General features: G+C 41.3%; 15 protein-coding genes. 3 read left to right on the top strand and 12 right to left on the bottom strand.

What is annotated here, in order from left to right:
* Window positions 1-39: 39 nt before the first annotated feature.
* The 3 genes from AAA942_RS06680 to AAA942_RS06670 form a co-directional block, all read right to left on the bottom strand.
* On the bottom strand, window positions 40-5,286 hold the full coding sequence (locus AAA942_RS06680; protein WP_338220030.1) for an AAA family ATPase: 5,247 nt from the start codon (window positions 5,284-5,286) through the stop codon (window positions 40-42).
* A 106-nt stretch (window positions 5,287-5,392) separates the two neighbouring features.
* Window positions 5,393-6,712, bottom strand: coding sequence for an oxygenase MpaB family protein (locus AAA942_RS06675; protein WP_338219467.1), 1,320 nt, complete (start codon window positions 6,710-6,712; stop codon window positions 5,393-5,395).
* 1 nt (window position 6,713) lies between these two features.
* Complete coding sequence (locus tag AAA942_RS06670) at window positions 6,714-7,586, bottom strand: methyltransferase domain-containing protein (RefSeq protein WP_338219466.1); 873 nt, start codon at window positions 7,584-7,586, stop codon at window positions 6,714-6,716.
* Window positions 7,587-7,981: 395 nt separating this feature from the next.
* On the opposite strand from AAA942_RS06670, the gene greB reads away from it, so the two are divergent.
* Window positions 7,982-8,446 (top strand): transcription elongation factor GreB, encoded by a 465-nt coding sequence (gene greB / locus AAA942_RS06665; RefSeq protein ID WP_338219465.1) that lies wholly within the window; start codon window positions 7,982-7,984, stop codon window positions 8,444-8,446.
* A gap of 262 nt (window positions 8,447-8,708) precedes the next feature.
* Here greB and AAA942_RS06660 read toward each other — a convergent pair whose 3' ends face one another.
* Both AAA942_RS06660 and AAA942_RS06655 read right to left on the bottom strand, forming a co-directional pair.
* Window positions 8,709-9,278, bottom strand: a complete 570-nt coding sequence (locus AAA942_RS06660; protein WP_338219464.1) for a hypothetical protein — start codon at window positions 9,276-9,278, stop codon at window positions 8,709-8,711.
* Between the two features lie 155 nt (window positions 9,279-9,433).
* Complete coding sequence (locus tag AAA942_RS06655; protein WP_338219463.1) at window positions 9,434-9,895, bottom strand: hypothetical protein; 462 nt, start codon at window positions 9,893-9,895, stop codon at window positions 9,434-9,436.
* Window positions 9,896-10,166: 271 nt separating this feature from the next.
* Between AAA942_RS06655 and AAA942_RS06650 the strand changes: the two genes are divergently transcribed.
* Complete coding sequence (locus AAA942_RS06650) at window positions 10,167-10,577, top strand: alkyl hydroperoxide reductase (RefSeq protein ID WP_338219462.1); 411 nt, start codon at window positions 10,167-10,169, stop codon at window positions 10,575-10,577.
* Window positions 10,578-10,593: 16 nt separating this feature from the next.
* Window positions 10,594-10,998: a hypothetical protein gene (locus AAA942_RS06645; RefSeq protein ID WP_338219461.1), complete on the top strand. Its 405-nt coding sequence runs from the start codon at window positions 10,594-10,596 to the stop codon at window positions 10,996-10,998.
* 184 nt (window positions 10,999-11,182) lie between these two features.
* Here the strand turns inward: AAA942_RS06645 and AAA942_RS06640 are convergent, their stop codons facing one another.
* The 7 genes from AAA942_RS06640 to AAA942_RS06610 all read right to left on the bottom strand — a co-directional run bounded on the left by AAA942_RS06640 (window position 11,183) and on the right by AAA942_RS06610 (window position 16,370).
* Entirely contained in the window at window positions 11,183-11,617 is a 435-nt protein-coding gene (locus AAA942_RS06640) for a hypothetical protein (RefSeq protein WP_338219460.1), read from the bottom strand.
* 192 nt (window positions 11,618-11,809) lie between these two features.
* Entirely contained in the window at window positions 11,810-12,325 is a 516-nt protein-coding gene (locus tag AAA942_RS06635; RefSeq protein WP_338219459.1) for a DUF4440 domain-containing protein, read from the bottom strand.
* 58 nt (window positions 12,326-12,383) lie between these two features.
* Window positions 12,384-12,902, bottom strand: coding sequence for a lipocalin-like domain-containing protein (locus tag AAA942_RS06630; RefSeq protein WP_338219458.1), 519 nt, complete (start codon window positions 12,900-12,902; stop codon window positions 12,384-12,386).
* Between the two features lie 81 nt (window positions 12,903-12,983).
* The gene (locus AAA942_RS06625) at window positions 12,984-13,517 is read right to left on the bottom strand and encodes a hypothetical protein (RefSeq protein ID WP_338219457.1); all 534 of its coding nucleotides are present in this window, start codon (window positions 13,515-13,517) and stop codon (window positions 12,984-12,986) included.
* Between the two features lie 252 nt (window positions 13,518-13,769).
* Entirely contained in the window at window positions 13,770-14,114 is a 345-nt protein-coding gene (locus AAA942_RS06620) for a protein-tyrosine-phosphatase (protein ID WP_338219456.1), read from the bottom strand.
* Window positions 14,115-14,324: 210 nt separating this feature from the next.
* Complete coding sequence (locus AAA942_RS06615; protein WP_338219455.1) at window positions 14,325-14,924, bottom strand: aspartyl/asparaginyl beta-hydroxylase domain-containing protein; 600 nt, start codon at window positions 14,922-14,924, stop codon at window positions 14,325-14,327.
* A gap of 339 nt (window positions 14,925-15,263) precedes the next feature.
* Entirely contained in the window at window positions 15,264-16,370 is a 1,107-nt protein-coding gene (locus AAA942_RS06610; RefSeq protein ID WP_338219454.1) for a DUF1214 domain-containing protein, read from the bottom strand.
* Window positions 16,371-16,384 lie beyond the last annotated feature (14 nt).

Below are 16,384 nucleotides of genomic sequence, written 5' to 3'. Positions count from 1 at the left end.
GTAATAGATTAAGGAGAAATCTAGATCAATTTTTTGGTTTTATTTGTCTACCATTTGCTCCACTCCATTCCAATTTTCAGGCACTCCGTTAGCTAGAAATTTAGCTGATTTTTGGAGGTACATGCCTGTGACCAAATCCTGTTTATTGATTTTCAAGACTTCACTAAACAAACCGATAGCAGTGCTAAAGTCCTTTTTGAAGTAGGCATTCAGAGCTTTATCATACAAGGAAGCAGTCTCAAGCTTTGCCTGTTTGATATTTTCCTGATCCTGATTGAATAATTCGTACACATTGATGTTTTCTTCTTTGCCTTTGAGTTTAACTCTCCCAAGAAATCTTGTGTGAAAAGCGTCATTATTCAATATTTCTTTATGAATGACATCACTTATTATGATCTGTGAACCATACACTTTGGTCAGCCCTTCTAATCTTGAGGAAATATTCACGGCATCAGACAGGACATTGGCATCATGTCTTTCTGCATCACCGATGATTCCCATCATCACTTTCCCTGAATGAATACCGATGCCGAGGTTTATAGCTTCCTGATTTTTCTTGGTCCTTTTATTATTGAATTGACTCAATTGTGAAATAATCTGTTCGGCAGCAAGGAGGGCGTCTTTAGCTCCATTTTTAAATAATGCAATAAATCCATCACCTAAATAATGGTTGATAAACCCATTGTTGTCATTAATAATTGGTCCTACAAAGGATAGGTAGGAGTTGATTAACGAAAAGCAATCAGCGGGAGAAAGGTACTCAGATAGGGAAGTATAAGAGCGGATATCGCAAAACAGAATCGTTACCTCTGCATCTGTACTATCGCCCAGGCGGACATCCAAAATGCTGTTATGTCCTAACATTCGAATAAAATGATGTGGCACAAATCGCTGGTAGGCGATATTTAATTCAGATTGATTTTGATAAAGCCTGGCATTTTCCAGAGATACTGCCATCTGGCTGGATAGTACCTTAATTAGAGATAATCTTTCTTGTGTAAAAGCATCGGTAGTCTCTAAATGCTCGGCATATAAGATTGCTTTTGTGCTTCCTTTATATTGAATCGGTAGGCAAAAAAAGCTTGCGGGACGGGACTTTGCTTTCCCCTCATCCCGGTCAAAAAGCTGTTTTGCGGTTTCAGTAGAGCTCACCACTTCAGTATTGGTCCGCAATACATAATTGATAATTCCTCTTTGGATATCAAGTCCTTTTCCCAGGTCTCCATCCTGTACAAGTTTTGCCTCCTTATCGTTCAGATTAAGTTCTGCCGTAATTTCCCAACCACTGTTCTTTGGCAAAACCAGCAAGGCTCTCTGCGCTCCTGCGTTTTCAATGACGATTTGCAGCATTTTATCGATAAAACTATCCATCACAATTTCTTCCGAAAGTGCATTGGAGGCCTTTACCACACTGTTGAGGTCAAGAAAGCGAAGGTCTAAGGTGCCATCAAATGTGTTTGAATGGGTGGATTTTTCAGTTGCACCTTTGCCATGTAATCCACCCGGTCCTATTAATTCAGGCTGGCTATTGTCCAGCTTTTTTGCCAGTCGTTTATAATCGAGTGAATGTAACAAGTAGAGCGCTTTCTGCATATGGGACTGAGCATACATCGGTTGATCGAGTGCCATCCAGTAATCTGCGTTTCTCAGATGAATTATGGCCAATTCCCTGTTGAATTCATAAAACTCTGCACTTTTTGCTGCCTTACCGAAGAGTTCTAGTGCCTCGCGGCTGAACTCGTTGACAACACGCTTTCTTTCTGCCTCAATCAATAAATATTTATGCTGAAAATTGGCCTCGTTATGCTCCGCCCAAATAGCCATTTGCTTCTGATTGGCTTCGACTTTTGCTTCCAGAGTTGCCCTGTCTCCGTTCCCTTTCTGAATATCGTCAAGCGCAATCAAGGATTGCAACATGTTAAATAGACTACTGGTACTCGCATTGCCTGATAATACTGCGGTAAGACCTTCAACCACCTGAAGTGCCTCTTTAGCTTTTTGCATATTGCCGTGCAAGTAATGCGTATGCGCTTTCAGAAGATAGAACATGGTCATACCATATCCATCTTTTACCTCTTGGCAATAAGTAATCAGTTTGGATTCACTATCATCTTTAGTATCAAAATCATCATCGTCGGAAGTATAGTCCATCTGATTGGAAATGCAAAGATCTAAGGCCCGTAAAGAGTCGTGAGCTAGATCGTGCTTTATCTTGCCTGTATAGGCTTTTGCATCAGGCAACTTTTGCATTAGTGAATGCAAGGGATCCTTGCCGTGATAATAAGCCGAATAGAAGGGATGGAAACTCGTATAACCCGCAAAAATCAATTCTCCTGATTCAAGACTGCGCTGATAATATTCAGAATTGAGTTTGAAGGTTTCCTTGATATGCTTTACCCAAGGGGTATTGTAATTGGTAAATAAGTGACCGGCACGACTAAGATGTCTTGGACTTTGAGAAGCGAATTTTTCTACAATACGCATACTCATTTTAGCAGAAGGATAGGCGTATTCATAATTGTTAAGTATGAAAAATATCAGTCCCAGTTCGCTAAATGCATAACCTCCCTGTGGGGTGAGGCCATACTCCAGGGTGAGATTTACCTTATACAATACGTGTAAGATCCACATATTCACTTCCCCTGTCACATAAGTGGGAGGTGAAAGGTTGTCTAGAATTTTCATGACAGAAAGCATCCGGGGATCTGTCATGTCAGGTTGCTCAAATACCTTGTCAACCCCATGGGAGGCAAACCATCCTATGGCTTTACCCATTTCTAATGGGATTTGTGGTGGGCAATCCTCTTTTTCCGGAAAGTCAAAATCCAGCAATTTCAAGCCTTGCCTAGCCGATTCAATAGCCTCATAGTATCGGGTGCTGTTACTTTGACTCTGCATCAGTAAAAAATATACCTCAGCTTTGTCTGAAGAAGATTGAGCTTCCTTTAAAGCAATGTCCAAAAGTGATTCGGAGGTATCGAAATCTCCTGAAAGGTAAGCGATATCTGCAGCTACGGTATGTAGTTTAAAGGCAAATGAATATTCGCTCTTCCATAAATCGGATGTAAAAATGCCAAGGGCTACATCAGAAAATGAACGGGCAGAAGCATAGGCACTACTATCACGTGCTTGTGAAGCAGCACGGAGGTTGAGTTTGGCTACTAAAATTCTTTCATCTAGGTCGCTTATGTGCTTCAGTCCTTCGTTGTAGTGTACGACCAAAGAAAAATTAAAATCATCACTTTCTCCATCACGTGCTACTAAATACCGGCTGATTTGCAGGTGTATTTTTTCTGCTTCATCGGTATCAATCAGGCAATATGCGGCTTGCTGAATCCTGTCATGCGCAAAGCTAAATTGTACCTCTTTTCCACTGTATTCGGAGGGGTCCAATACATTGATGAATTGAAATTTGTCGTTGGTAGGGTTAATCAATTCATCTTTTAATGCAGGCCAGAGGCTTTCAATAATTTCGGTTTCTGGCTTCTCTAACAGGTGAGCCAAAATATCCATATCAAATAGACCCCCGATGCATGATGCGGTGGTCAATGTGCGGATAGTATCTTCGGGTAGTTTGTTCAGATTTTTCACCAGCAGATCTACCACATTGTCAGAAACATTCTTTCCACGTATGGTTTGAATATCTACCTGCCATTTCTTAGTGGCAAAATCATATTTAATTAACTCTTGCTGATGTAAGGCTTTTAAAAATTCAAGGGTAAAAAACGCATTCCCTTTTGTCTTGGAATATACAATTGAAGTTAATTCATCTAGTTCGTTATTTTGGCTGTCGAGGGAGTTGGCGATGATTTGCTTAATGTTTTCTTCCTTCAGGGAGGATAAAGAAATAGTATGAACAACTGCCTTTTCATTCTCCAAATCATTGAGTAAGGTGGTAAGCGGATGACCTGGTAGGATTTCGTTGTTACGGTATGCTCCCAATACCAATAAATATTGATTTTGAACATCCGTAACCAACAGCTTTATCAAATTGAGACTGCCTGTATCAGCCCACTGCAAATCATCAAGAAACAAAACCAAAGGATGATTTGCAGAGGATAATGCATGCACAAAGTGCAGGAATACAAGGTTGAATCTGTTCAAAGATTCTTGACTATCGAGCTTAGGCACCGGAGGTTGCTTTCCGATGATTTTCTCCAAGGCAGGAATGATGTCCACCAATACTGCCCCGTTGTCTCCGACTGCTTCTTTTATTGTTCTTTCCCAGGTTGACACCGTTTCGGCATCCTCAGTTAGCAAAATGTTGCACAGCCCGTCGAAAGCCTGGGAGATGGCTAGGTAGGGGATGTTTTTTTGATATTGGTCAAATTTACCGGAGATAAAATTGCCCCTTTGAGCTGTGATAGGTTTATACAACTCGCTGACTAGGGAAGATTTCCCCACACCCGAGTAGCCTGCTACCAAAAACAATTCTGTACTGCCATGACTGACCCGCTCAAAGGAGTTAAGCAGCATCTTTATTTCTTCTTCCCGGCCATATAGCCTTTGAGGCATTTTGAATTTACCTGAAAAATCTTCCTGACCGGGGTGAAAGGAAGCAATGGTTTTGTTTAGGTTCCATTCCTCCAGACAAACCAACAGATCCGCTTTTAGCCCAAATGCGGTCTGATATCGGTCATCAGCATTTTTTGCCATCAATTTTTCTACAATAAAAGAGAGTACCTCGGGTAATTCAGGATTGATCCTGTGCACCAAAGGTATTGATTTGGCAATATGGTAATGAACTAATTCTAAGGAATCATCACTCTCAAAAGGCAGCTTGCCTGTAAGGACTTGGTAAAGCGTAACACCGAGAGAGTAGAGGTCACTTCGATTATCTACTCTTCTGTTTACCCTCCCCGTTTGCTCGGGAGAGATATAAGCCAGGGTTCCTTTTATTCTGTCAGGATTTCCCAGATTACTCGCCAAAAAATCAATTCGTGTGGCTATTCCAAAATCTATGATAACGGGTTTTTCTTTTTTTTTGGACCATAGAATATTACTTGGATTGATATCCTTGTGTATAATTCCCTTGTTATGTAATCCACCTAAAATGTCGGATAGGTCAATGAAAAGCCGGAGGATTTTCTCCAGTGGTTGACGCTTTTTTACAAATTCTTCTGCCAAGGATACTCCTTCAATATCTTCAAAAACGATGGAAAGGTTTTGGTCATAGTTTTCCATCCTTAAGGCGTGACGAATTCCTTCAAGGGAGGTATCGCTTGAGAAGGCAAATTCATTCCGGAACCTAAAAATTGACTCTGGATCGTGGGTCCCTGGCCGCATTACTTTTCTAATTATCCCTCTCCCGCCCTCCGCAGGTTGCCAGTAAATGAGAGAATGCTCATTTTTCCAGAGTAACTTTTCTTTTTGTTTCATTTGGATAGCACTCTTACCTTTTACTCTTCAAGTCTCTTTTTTTCTCTTCATTGTCCCTTGCGGCCTCTTGACCGAACCCGTCTGCCACCTGGAATGCTGTTGATGTCCAGGTTATTTTCATTTGGACAATTCGCTGAATCATGGAATGACTTTTCATAGCAAGCATTTTGTCAAATTCTTCCTTTTTTAAGGGGAATATTCGGTGCAAAAGCTTGATTAAGGTATGCCAAAAGGAATCTATGGTTCGCATTAGCCAGCCGAATACTATGCTTGATTTGTTAAGATCCAACCCTAGGATTTCTTTGAACACCGGTTCATAATCTTTCTCGTCGTTGTAAATCTTGACAATAGCAAGAATATCTCGGTCACTTGGGTGAAATGGCAATACCTCTTCCATGAATTTCATGAGAGGCTTGGCAAGAGCTGGCCCGTTGGGATTGTCTTTCACAAACTGCTTACTGTAAATTCTTTCCTGCAGAGCCTTTCCCTGAGAATAGGTAGTGGGGTTTATTGGATCTAAAACTCCCAAAGCTCTTCCGATATAATGCCAGGCTAGATAGTAAGATTCAATGGTTTCATCGGAAACATCTTCTTTTGCGGCAATCAATCCGTCAAGCACTTCCACGCTGAACGTGTGAACGGCAAAGATCATATCTTGCTGATTGATGGGTAGGCCCCATTCCTCTTCCCATATCATGGAGATGCTTAGGTCATTTCGGCCTGGATCTTTCTGCTTTGCTAATATTCTGGCTCGGATAAGGGCATGAACCAATCTTAATTTTTGAATGGATCGGACAGCTCTACCAGTCGGTTTGAAACCATTGATATCCATGACATCTATCACAAATTGCATGGTTTCCAAAATACGGCGATGGGGATAGCCTGTAAGCAATTGTGTAGCAACCAGGACATTGGTGGCTTTATAGGCAGCGTACTGCTTCAGCAAAGATCGCACGGCCAGCGCGATGATGCATTCTGAAGGAGAATCATTGAAAATCAAGCTGCCTTTGATTATCACCTCCTGCTCCTCCGGGGTAGGCATCAGGCTAAGATCATTGAAATAATCATTGAGAATGGTAGCCAGTCTTTCATGTTCGGCAATATCTTCCTTTGAATAGATTTTGGGCTCTTCCCCCGGCTTGGGTGGATTATGAAAAATTCGGATATCAATGGGATCCTCTAGCGTGTTAATTTTACTTAGAGCTCGATAGATATGGTAATGGTGATGCGAGTCAATCAATTCTTTTGCCACAGCATCTGCCCTGTCGTCCATTTTGTAGCGCCAGGTTTCAAACTCTTCATCTGAAAATTTGTCGGCCTTGTAATTGCTCATATCATATCGGTTTGGTTGCTGTAAAAAAGTAATACCGCCACAGGTTTTTCTGGTAGGCTTTGTATTGGTAATAGGTACTCCAGGTATTGGCAGTTTGGGTTTTGTTTCTTAAGCCTAACAACTGCAAAAGGTAGGTGCTCACTAGGCCAGGGAAAAACATGTAGTAAAGACGTTTGATGCTTTTCACTACACTTGGTGTGACATCTTTTCTTTGTCGTTGGACAAAACCAGTGTCCTCCATTTTCTCCCAAAATTCCTCTATTCCCGCATAGGCCTTAATCGCCCAAGTATCTGTCCATTTTTTCATCAATTCAGCTTCTTTGGAATTGGGGCTTAAAGGATTGCTGAAAAAATCGGCTACTACCAAAGTCCCTCCAGGCTTTAACACACGGTACGCTTCCTTCAAAAAATCCTTTTTATCCCATGCATAACAAACACTCTCCATTCCCCAAACCACATCAAAACTGTTGTCGGGAAATTCAGTACTCAGGTAGTTTTGTTTGCTGAAATTGCAGGAGTCCTGTAACCCCTGTTTCAATGCATTGGATTTACAGGCTTCCACCTGCTTATCGCTCAAGGTGATACCCTCCGTTTGGGATCCGTAGGTTTTGGCAATAAAAAACGAGGATCCACCTACACCACATCCCGCATCCAATACCCTTTGACCCTTTTTCAAGCTGCCGAATTCAGCTAGTTGCTTATTCATGTTGAGGAGTGCGTGACTAAGGGAGGTCGTACTTTCGTCCCAATAACCGTAGTGCATGCACATTATCCTATCTAATTTCCAAAGAAGCTCATAGTCTACCTGACAGTTTTCGTAGTACCTGACAATCTCAGCTTCATTTATTTCAGCTGATAATGAATTAACCTGCATGTTTATTTAAAATTTTTTTATATCAACAATCAAACTTTGTTTAACTATTTTCCGTGTTTTAATTCACTTGAAAATTAGTCCTTGATTGTTGAATATTTATAAAATGTTTGGTAGATAAACCTAATCATTTTTTTTGGAAAATCAACAAAAGAAACATTGATCAAACCCCCACTTTATCTGCTTAAAATGATGAATAACTTAGGTTTTGAGCAGATTTCTACTTCAAATTTTGAATAGCACAACTCAATATTTTGACTTCATTAACTGGTATTTTTAGGAGTGTATTTGCATATAATTGTAATAAAAAAAGGAGTCCAAAAAGTGAATTGATTTTAGTTGAACTTTCTACTTCCAAATACATTGTCATCTAACTTTCGATTCTTCAATTTTACCCCATGAAAACACTGTGGATTACACCGGAAGGCTTGGAAAAGCTTAAGGCCGAACTGGATCACCTGTGGAAAATAGAGCGTCCGGAGACCACCCAAAAAGTAGCTTGGGCAGCAAGCTTGGGTGATCGCTCAGAAAACGCTGATTATACCTATAACAAAAAACGCCTCCGGGAAATCGACCGAAGGATCCACTACTTGCGCAAATGCATCGATAACCTCAAAGTAATTCCTTATACCCCTTATCAGGAGGGGAAAGTGATGTTTGGTTCCTGGGTAGAGGTCGAGAATACCAAGGGACAAAAGCTCCGAATCCGGATTGTGGGAGGGGAGGAAATTATTGATCGCAGGGATTATATTTCCATCGATTCGCCCATGGCCCAAGCCCTTTTGAAAAAAGAAGTAGGCGATGAGGCAGTTGTCCAAACGCCTACAATGCAGATGACTTGGAGGATCAAAAAGATAGAATAAGAGAAGGGGTAGTATTTCCTTTTATGAATAGTCTGATTTTTAACCAAAAAGTTTAATTGGATAAAATGGAGATTAAAATGGTGCCATAGATTAAGGCAATTAAAAATTAAATTGAACTTGAATTAATCATTTTGCTTAAAAACGGGGTGATTTCTCATCTCTTTGGGATTAATGGCAATCCAAGCTGGGAGACAATCAGGAACAATTTTAGGATTGAAATGGAGATCCTACTGAGAATTAGCGAATATTTCCCAGTCAAGAATTAATCCCCTCGGTTTAATTTTTCTATAAATTCAGGTATTTCATTTCTTCCTACCTGATCTACTTGTGCGAGTGCTTCAGGATTGTCTTGAAGAATTTTCTTCAGGTTTTTCTTCCAGTTGCCAAGAACATTGGTAGTCAGAACAACAAATTCTCCTTCTGGCTTAAAAAGGGCATATTGAGGTAATGTGGTAACAATCCCATTTACATTTGTGCTGACCATAAGAACGTATAGCAAATAATTGGGCCCATACTCGATTTGACGATAAAAGCCTTGGTCATTGGAATTTTCAACTTTTACATACCTGTAATCTTCCCATTTGCCCATATAGTAAATCCCATAACCAGCCACTTTTTTTTCTTTTACGGCATAGACGATATCCTTGCTACCTGGCTCCTGTCCAGGAATCACCAAGAAGTAATATCCAGAGGATATCTTTTTACCTCCAACTTTGATTTTACTGTAAATAGTGTCTTGACCATGAAGCAGATAATATCCGTCTAAATATTCCTGGGAAAAACAAAGGTGGGAAATCAAAAAGGTTGCGAAAAAACATAGGCTCACTTTCATGTTATTGGACAGAGTTATCTTTACAAAAATTACGAAAATCGATAATCGATTTTCTCTTCTGTATAAATATATTTTTGAAGGGAGAAATCAATAAAGATCACCTTAATTGTCTGGAGGCACGATTTCTTGTTTATTTTTTACCTACGGTGTTCCCTTTAACTCATAAAAGCAGCACCCATCAGTACTCCTAAAAAGACTAAGCCATAGATTGCCAGAATTACAATCGTGTATATTCCGAAAAACTTAAACACAGACTTCAGGTTGGAAAAGGCCTGTGTCAGTTCGACAGTATTCTTTGAGCGGACGGAACTTTGAGTCTTTACGGAAAAACGATAGAGGTACAGGACCGGAAAGAAAAACAGTAGGGCAATCAATAAATAAGCGAATCCCATGATCCAAGAAAAGCTTGCTGGTATATTGCCTAACTCATCGCCTACCATTGCGGAAATTAATGCGCCGTAAAAAAATCCCATTAATACCAATAGCCCCAGTCCAATAAATCCAAGGATAGCCAGTAGTTTGCCCCATCGGGCAGTTTCCATAAGGAATCCCAAAGCAGGTCGCTCGAGTGTAATGGTGTTGTTTTCTTCAATAGGGGAGGATAGATTTTCTTCCATGAGGGTAAAGTATTTAGTTTGAAGGCTATAATAAAAGGTAATTCTGGCACTTCTGAAATACCGGATATAGGGTATTTTTTCAGTTTTTTTGCAGTTTGAACTCCCTTTAGCTGCTGTTTTTCCTTAGTCAAGAAAGTCTTGTTTAATACAAAATCTACTCCTTTTGCCTTGGACATCGCTATGGGCTAAGTGTTATGGTATAGTTTAATGTACTCAGACAAAAGTTTTCACACAATTTCAAACTTTTTGTCTTGGAGATTGTCCTTAGAACATGGAAAAAAATTATCCTGAATGGATGTCTACCTGCCTCAAATTGGCAGCAGTTTACAATATTCTCTGGGGAGCTTGGGTGGTGATTTGGCCTCACACCTTTTTCGAATGGACACGAATGGAGCCTTTGCAGCACCCTACCATTTGGCAAGGGACGGGAATGATTGTCGGTGTCTATGGCTTGGGCTATTGGTGGGCCAGCTACAATCCGCTCAAGCATTGGCCCATTGTGGCAGTGGGTTTTTTGGGAAAGATATTCGGTCCTCTAGGGTTCTTGTTCAATTACCTGGTCCTGAAGGAAATTCCGCTTGAATTCAGCTACACCCTCTACACCAATGACCTGATTTGGTGGATTCCTTTTTTCCTGATCCTCAAGCGAGTACATACTGAGACGCAGTGGCAGCTCCGGTGAACCAAAATAGATAATCATGGATTGGATTCGTCTTTCGGTAGACTCCGGGCTTTTTATTTTGGTTTGGTTGGTGCAAGTCATCATTTATCCCTCATTTCTGTATATCGATAAAGAAAGGCTAAACTATTGGCACCGGATCTATACAGGTAAAATCCTTTACTTCGTAGGTCCTTTGATGTTTATTCAGACGGGAGTGATCGCTCTGCAGCTCCTGTTTGACCCGCTTGTTTTTCTGGTGGATGGATTGATTTTGGGAGGGATTTGGATCAATACCTTTTTCATTGCCATTCCCATACACGAAGCTATCGATCGAGATGAAACAGTGGAGGGCCATCTGCCAAAACTTCTCCGGGTCAATCGCTGGAGGGCTTGGATGTGGACGGGTTTGGTTCTGCTTTCTTTGGGGAGGACTTTACTCTAAGTTTTTTATCCAGGCAAAGGTGGAAAGGAATTGCGACATGCTCCCAATGGCTGAATCCATGTTGCCAAAAGGAGGAATTCGACTCCTTTTAGTAGAAGGATAGCAAGCTCAAAAAAAGGTAGATACTGCTTAGAAAGGCACTTTTTTTTCTGAGCTCGACCTATTGCTCCGGAATCCCCATTTTCTATCCAGAAGAAATCTTTTTATCATTTTTTAAGGCAGCTGCCACTCGAAATTCCACAAATACGATTGCAAGTACGGTAGCTATTTCCAGCAAAAAATATATCTCGCCCAACTTGGTCAGCTCTTCAATATAAGTATATATGCATACTAGGGTCAAAACACAATACGATAGGTTGCCTAATGCAATTAGCATTAAAAATGGGGTCCAATACCCTTTGAGCAAGAGGAAACAAGTCAATGAATATAGACAGAAAATCAGGCCGATTAAAGATAAATAGATCAAAACCCGGGTCGGCATTCCAAAATGATCCTGGAATTGTCGTAATACAAAAAATAATAAAAATGCGGTCAAGGCTGCACCGATGCTGTCTACCAGAAAAAGCCTAGCTGGTTTTTTGACAAAGTAGTTGATGATGTTTTTTACGGCAATTTCCATTTGTTTCAAGTTCAGGAGCAGGTAGTCCTAAATAGGTCGAAAAATTATTAAGTTCTCAATAGGCGATGTGCAATTAGCATGCGAAGAAGGAGAAAATCTTTATTGCAAGGATGCCGCTAAGTGAAACCAAAAATAGCCGAATATTGGACAAAAAGCCGATGTAGAACCTGTGACCAAAGTTTCTTTTGATGCTTAGTTCTGGGTTCTGGGCCTTTCATCCATGGTTACCTTATCCCTAAGCAGCCATGTCCCATTTTCTTTGGTGATGATATAAGTCGTATTGATCCTCCGGGTTGGCGTTACTTCACCATTGATGACTTGTCCTTCCCGTTCATGGTATTGATGAACGACCACCACATCGGGTCTTAAAAATTTGATTTCCGGATCGCTGTATTGGTTTGCAGTGGATTCTGCATATCCCGGATTGGAGTGCAGCACCTTGATAAAGCTGATGATAGTGTCTCTTCCGTAGAAAACCCGTCCAAATGCCTGAAGCCATCGTCCATCTTCCGCCCAGACCTTTTCCCGCTCTTCGAAATTTCCATTTGTAGTTTGGATGCTGATTATTTTTTTGATCTCTAGGCTGTCCTTTCCGCTTATTGCCAAGGGCTCAGCAATTATTGAATTGGATAAATGGCTGGAATTATCAGCCTTTTGGCTACAGCTGTAAAGAATCAAGGCAAGGATAGACAATTTCAAGCAGTTCATGATTTGGAATTAGTATTATGGGTCCGACTTAAGTTAAGGCTCTATTGTTGAGTGGTTTTTATTGGATGTCCCTAAGGCGTACCCATTTGAGCCGAGTCTTGGGATACCTGTCCGTAATGGGAGAAAGAATCAGGGTGTCTCCCGAAAACACATATTTTCTTTTAGCGACTGTGCCCCAGAGATTTAGAAAATTGGCGGATTCAATATGATGTTCGATGGTTTGAAGGGAGTCGATCACTTGATACTTCCCGAAATACACAAAATTGTTAGCCAGATGCCTCAAATCTTCCTTTGTCAGGCTATCTAGCCCTCCCGTACCTTCGAGTACATAGTTTTCGTAGTTTTCAGTCACGTGATGGACGCCCATTCCGCCTTGGCCATCATAGATGATAAAGCCTTTTCTGTTTTTGTAGTCGCCCTGTCTAGGCACCCAAATGGAACTCGAATCCATTTGAACTTCGACAAGAGCTAGTGACCACCTGCCTGAAAATTTATCAAAATCCGAGGGGTCATTTTCTTGATTACATGAAACCATCAAGACTGTGACAAGAAAGGGGTATAAAAATTTGAATTTCATTTTTTTGGTTTTACTGATGAAAATTGACCTTTTGAGTGGGGTATGGTGATAAAGAGGAAGTCAAAAACTTCCTAAATAAGACTACTTGCCGATACTTACTTGCTTCAAGCCAAATAGACACATATAGATCACGGTGATTGCAAATAGACTATTGGTACAATTGACCAGGAGTGTTGGCAAGCCTAGCAATGGGCCTGCTGTAAATAGAAGTGTCCCCGAAATAAATACTAGGGGAGTCCAAGAAGGAAAAAATCGGGTATTGCGAACCGATATCCCAAACAGGATCATTCCAACAAACCAAACTGCTCCGGGGACTTTATATAATGGTTTTGCTTCCAAAAACTCAGGAATACTCATTCCGGAATTCATCACCTGAATTGGGAAAAAAGTTAGGCCTAGATAGGCTATCAAGGCTAGTAAAGCTCCAAGTTGGCTCAGGGGGTTTTTACCGGGGGATTGAGCTTTATGGAGACCCCAAATCCCAATTCCTGCTAAAAAATGGTACCCAGCAGTCAGGTAGTAAACTGTAGGGGTGTAACCCTCAATCATTTCCATTACCTCAGAAACTAACCAAAATGAAAATCCTAAAATACCTGCATAGAGGAAATACTTCATAAGTAGTGGTTTTAATGAAGCCCCAGAGCCAAGGCTATGGGGTTTGAAGGAATTTGAACCCAAAGACTGGTCAGCCAGGCAAAGGGACGCTTAGGTACAACAGCTATACGTCAAGTTGTTCATTTCCATATCCTTTGGAATCGGCAAGTAAAATCGATCCCAAAAAGTAGTACAAGCCATTCCTTGAATTCCGAAAATTTCTTGTACTGGAATATAGGGATACTTCGGCAAATTAGACCCAGCCCAGGTAGGTTAAATTCCGAATCTTGCTTGTAGAGATTGGTTGATTCTTTCCGTTAGGAGATCCACAAGTTCTTCGTCCATAAAGTCATACTCATCCGGAATATGGAGCACTTCGATGACCGGTAGATCCAAATGCCGATACAGATCACGGATTTTGGCTCTATGCTCACTTTCCATTACAAGGACCAAATCTGCCCAATTCAAGTCCGCCTCAGAAATTTTCCTGTCACTTTTCGGACTTAGCCCTGCCGAGCGAATATGAAATCGTGGATCATTTTTAAAAATAAATTCTCCTGTTCTGCTTCGTCTTTTGTTTTTCCCGCAGATGATCAGAAGGTGGGGTTTGGGTATCATAGCAATGGAGTTGGCTTAATTTATGAGATATAGAGCGGGCAAAAAAGGGGCTTGGAAAAGTAAGTCATTTTGATCCATCAAGGATGGGGAAAGTTTAAAAATAGCAAATTCTTAAGAATAGAAAAGCGGAGCCACTCCCGATGCTACAGAGGACTCCGCTTAGGTAATTGCTCCATTCCAAGAGGAGGGAGCAATACTCAATGGAATTGATCAATTGGCCAAAACACCTTTTGAAGCAGCAGGATTGGCTTTAAAAATTTCATGCTCCAGTTCGGCTGGTAACATATCAAAAATCACATGAATTCGATCCTGATCTCCGTCATTGCGGGCTTCGTGGACCTCATTGTTATCAAACCACCAAAGTTCGCCCTCACGCATTCGTACCTCTTCATCTCCTGTTTTCATCCATGACCCGAGACTGGATCTTAAGACTAAATGATAGCGGTTTCGAACACGATAGTATTCACCTCGATCGATATGGGGGTACACTTGTTTTCCGGCAGGCAAACAAACAATTTTTGCCCTTCCCAGAATTTCATTTCTTTCCTTCGCAAAGTCCTTTAGAAATTGCACAAACAAAGAGTTTTGTTTGCTGGCTGTAGTCCATCGGCTTTCGTGTACATCCCGACGCTTTCTACCTCCGATAGCCGATTTTCTCAGACCTCTTAAAGGAATAGCAAGTGCCTCACGTTGAACCATAATTTTGTCTTGTCGACCAGTGGATCCGGCCCAAGCATTCGCAATGGAATCTATTTGATCCAGGAATGGCTGGGTTGGGATATTCTGTTTGATAAGTTTGAAGTTTTTCATGGTAACCATTCGATTAAGTTGAAAATGATATTTGGTGTCTTATGTCGAAGAGGGTAGACCTGCCGTAACCGCTTTTAAGGGAAAAAATGGAGATTTTTAATACGCCTCTTTTTTAATTTTAGTCTTTGGAGGCATAAAGCCTTCAGGTGCTTTGCTGTCAGAAGAGGGCGAATTTAAGGTATTAAGGCCTCTGAGCTAGTAAATAGATAGGTTAATTCTGTAATTACAAATTCTTAAAAATAGAAAAGCGGAGTTGCTCCCGTACAGCTGTCGGGACTCCGCTTAGACTAGCGTTCTACTTCTGGAGGGGACTTATCTCTCCACTTCGGATCCTGATTTTTACTTTCCCGAAACGGTCTTGACCAAGGGCACAAGTCGATAGCCTTCTTTATATACTCGTTCGGATGGGCGGTAGTGACGCACGGTAAAATTAAATACGCCTGAAGGATTGTCGATTTCCAGATTGTTGGGTGCATTAGCACCACATCCAAAGCTTACCGTATAGGTTCCGTCTTGATTTGCTTTTGCGGTATTGGAACTGTAATTGGCCAGATCGTTGAACATAAAGCCCCTTTCATCATAAACCGTGATGGACCAAAATCCGGCATTCCCCGGATCTTCAAATGTAAGCTGATAGCAGCTATCGGTTGAGAAATTGCCGGAGGACTCATAGATATTATCGCTCATCTGCGCACCGCCCCATCCCACGGCAGCTCCCACCTGATACTTTTCCTCGGTAAAATCCTTGACCGATGCATCGTTGGGGTCGGTAAACATTCCCCGCATTCCGTAAATCCCATCCCGCTCCAGAATCGCCGGCATTTTGGATTTTAACTCCAATTCCACTCGATTAAATGATTCTTGGTTGACAGGTTGGGTTTTAAATAAATTAACGGATTGCGCCTGAATGAGCATTTGATCCTGAATGGCTTTAGCCTCTTCCTCAGAAAAAGTACCATCCAAGCGTACAATCAAGTACAAATGTGTGCCTGTGTGTGTGGATAAATCAAAAGATCCTGAACCATACTTCATGGCCTGAATCCGATGGTCTTCTGTGACGGGCTGTACGGAAATGTATTTTCCCTTGGGGATTTCTGGCATCACAACGCTTGCTCCTTTTGAGACATCCACCACAGCCATGGAATAGTAGGTATCCCGATTCATTCTGACCACCGGTTGATCATCTGTAGGGGTAAGTTGTCTTCTGTGCATAAAGGTATTTATCCCTCCCATACTTTGTCCCATAAGGATTTGCCGGGATGTTTCGTCTCTGGGATAGCTCTCTGGGGTGACAATCCTTCCGTTTTCATTGAAAAATTCAGAAGCTGAGCTTACCGGCTCTAAATTCGCTCCGATTTGATCTACACTTGCTGAATCTTCTTTTTTCCCCGGTTGGCAACTGACTGCGGCGATCAAAAAAATAATCGCTAAAAATGAATGCTTCATGGTTTCTATGTTTT

Origin of the sequence: Algoriphagus sp. oki45, from assembly GCF_036245605.1 — a bacterium.
In the GTDB taxonomy this organism is placed as follows: domain Bacteria; phylum Bacteroidota; class Bacteroidia; order Cytophagales; family Cyclobacteriaceae; genus Algoriphagus.
The sequence above is the reverse complement of the archived record's forward strand: the minus strand, read 5'-3'. Positions and strand labels throughout refer to the sequence as shown.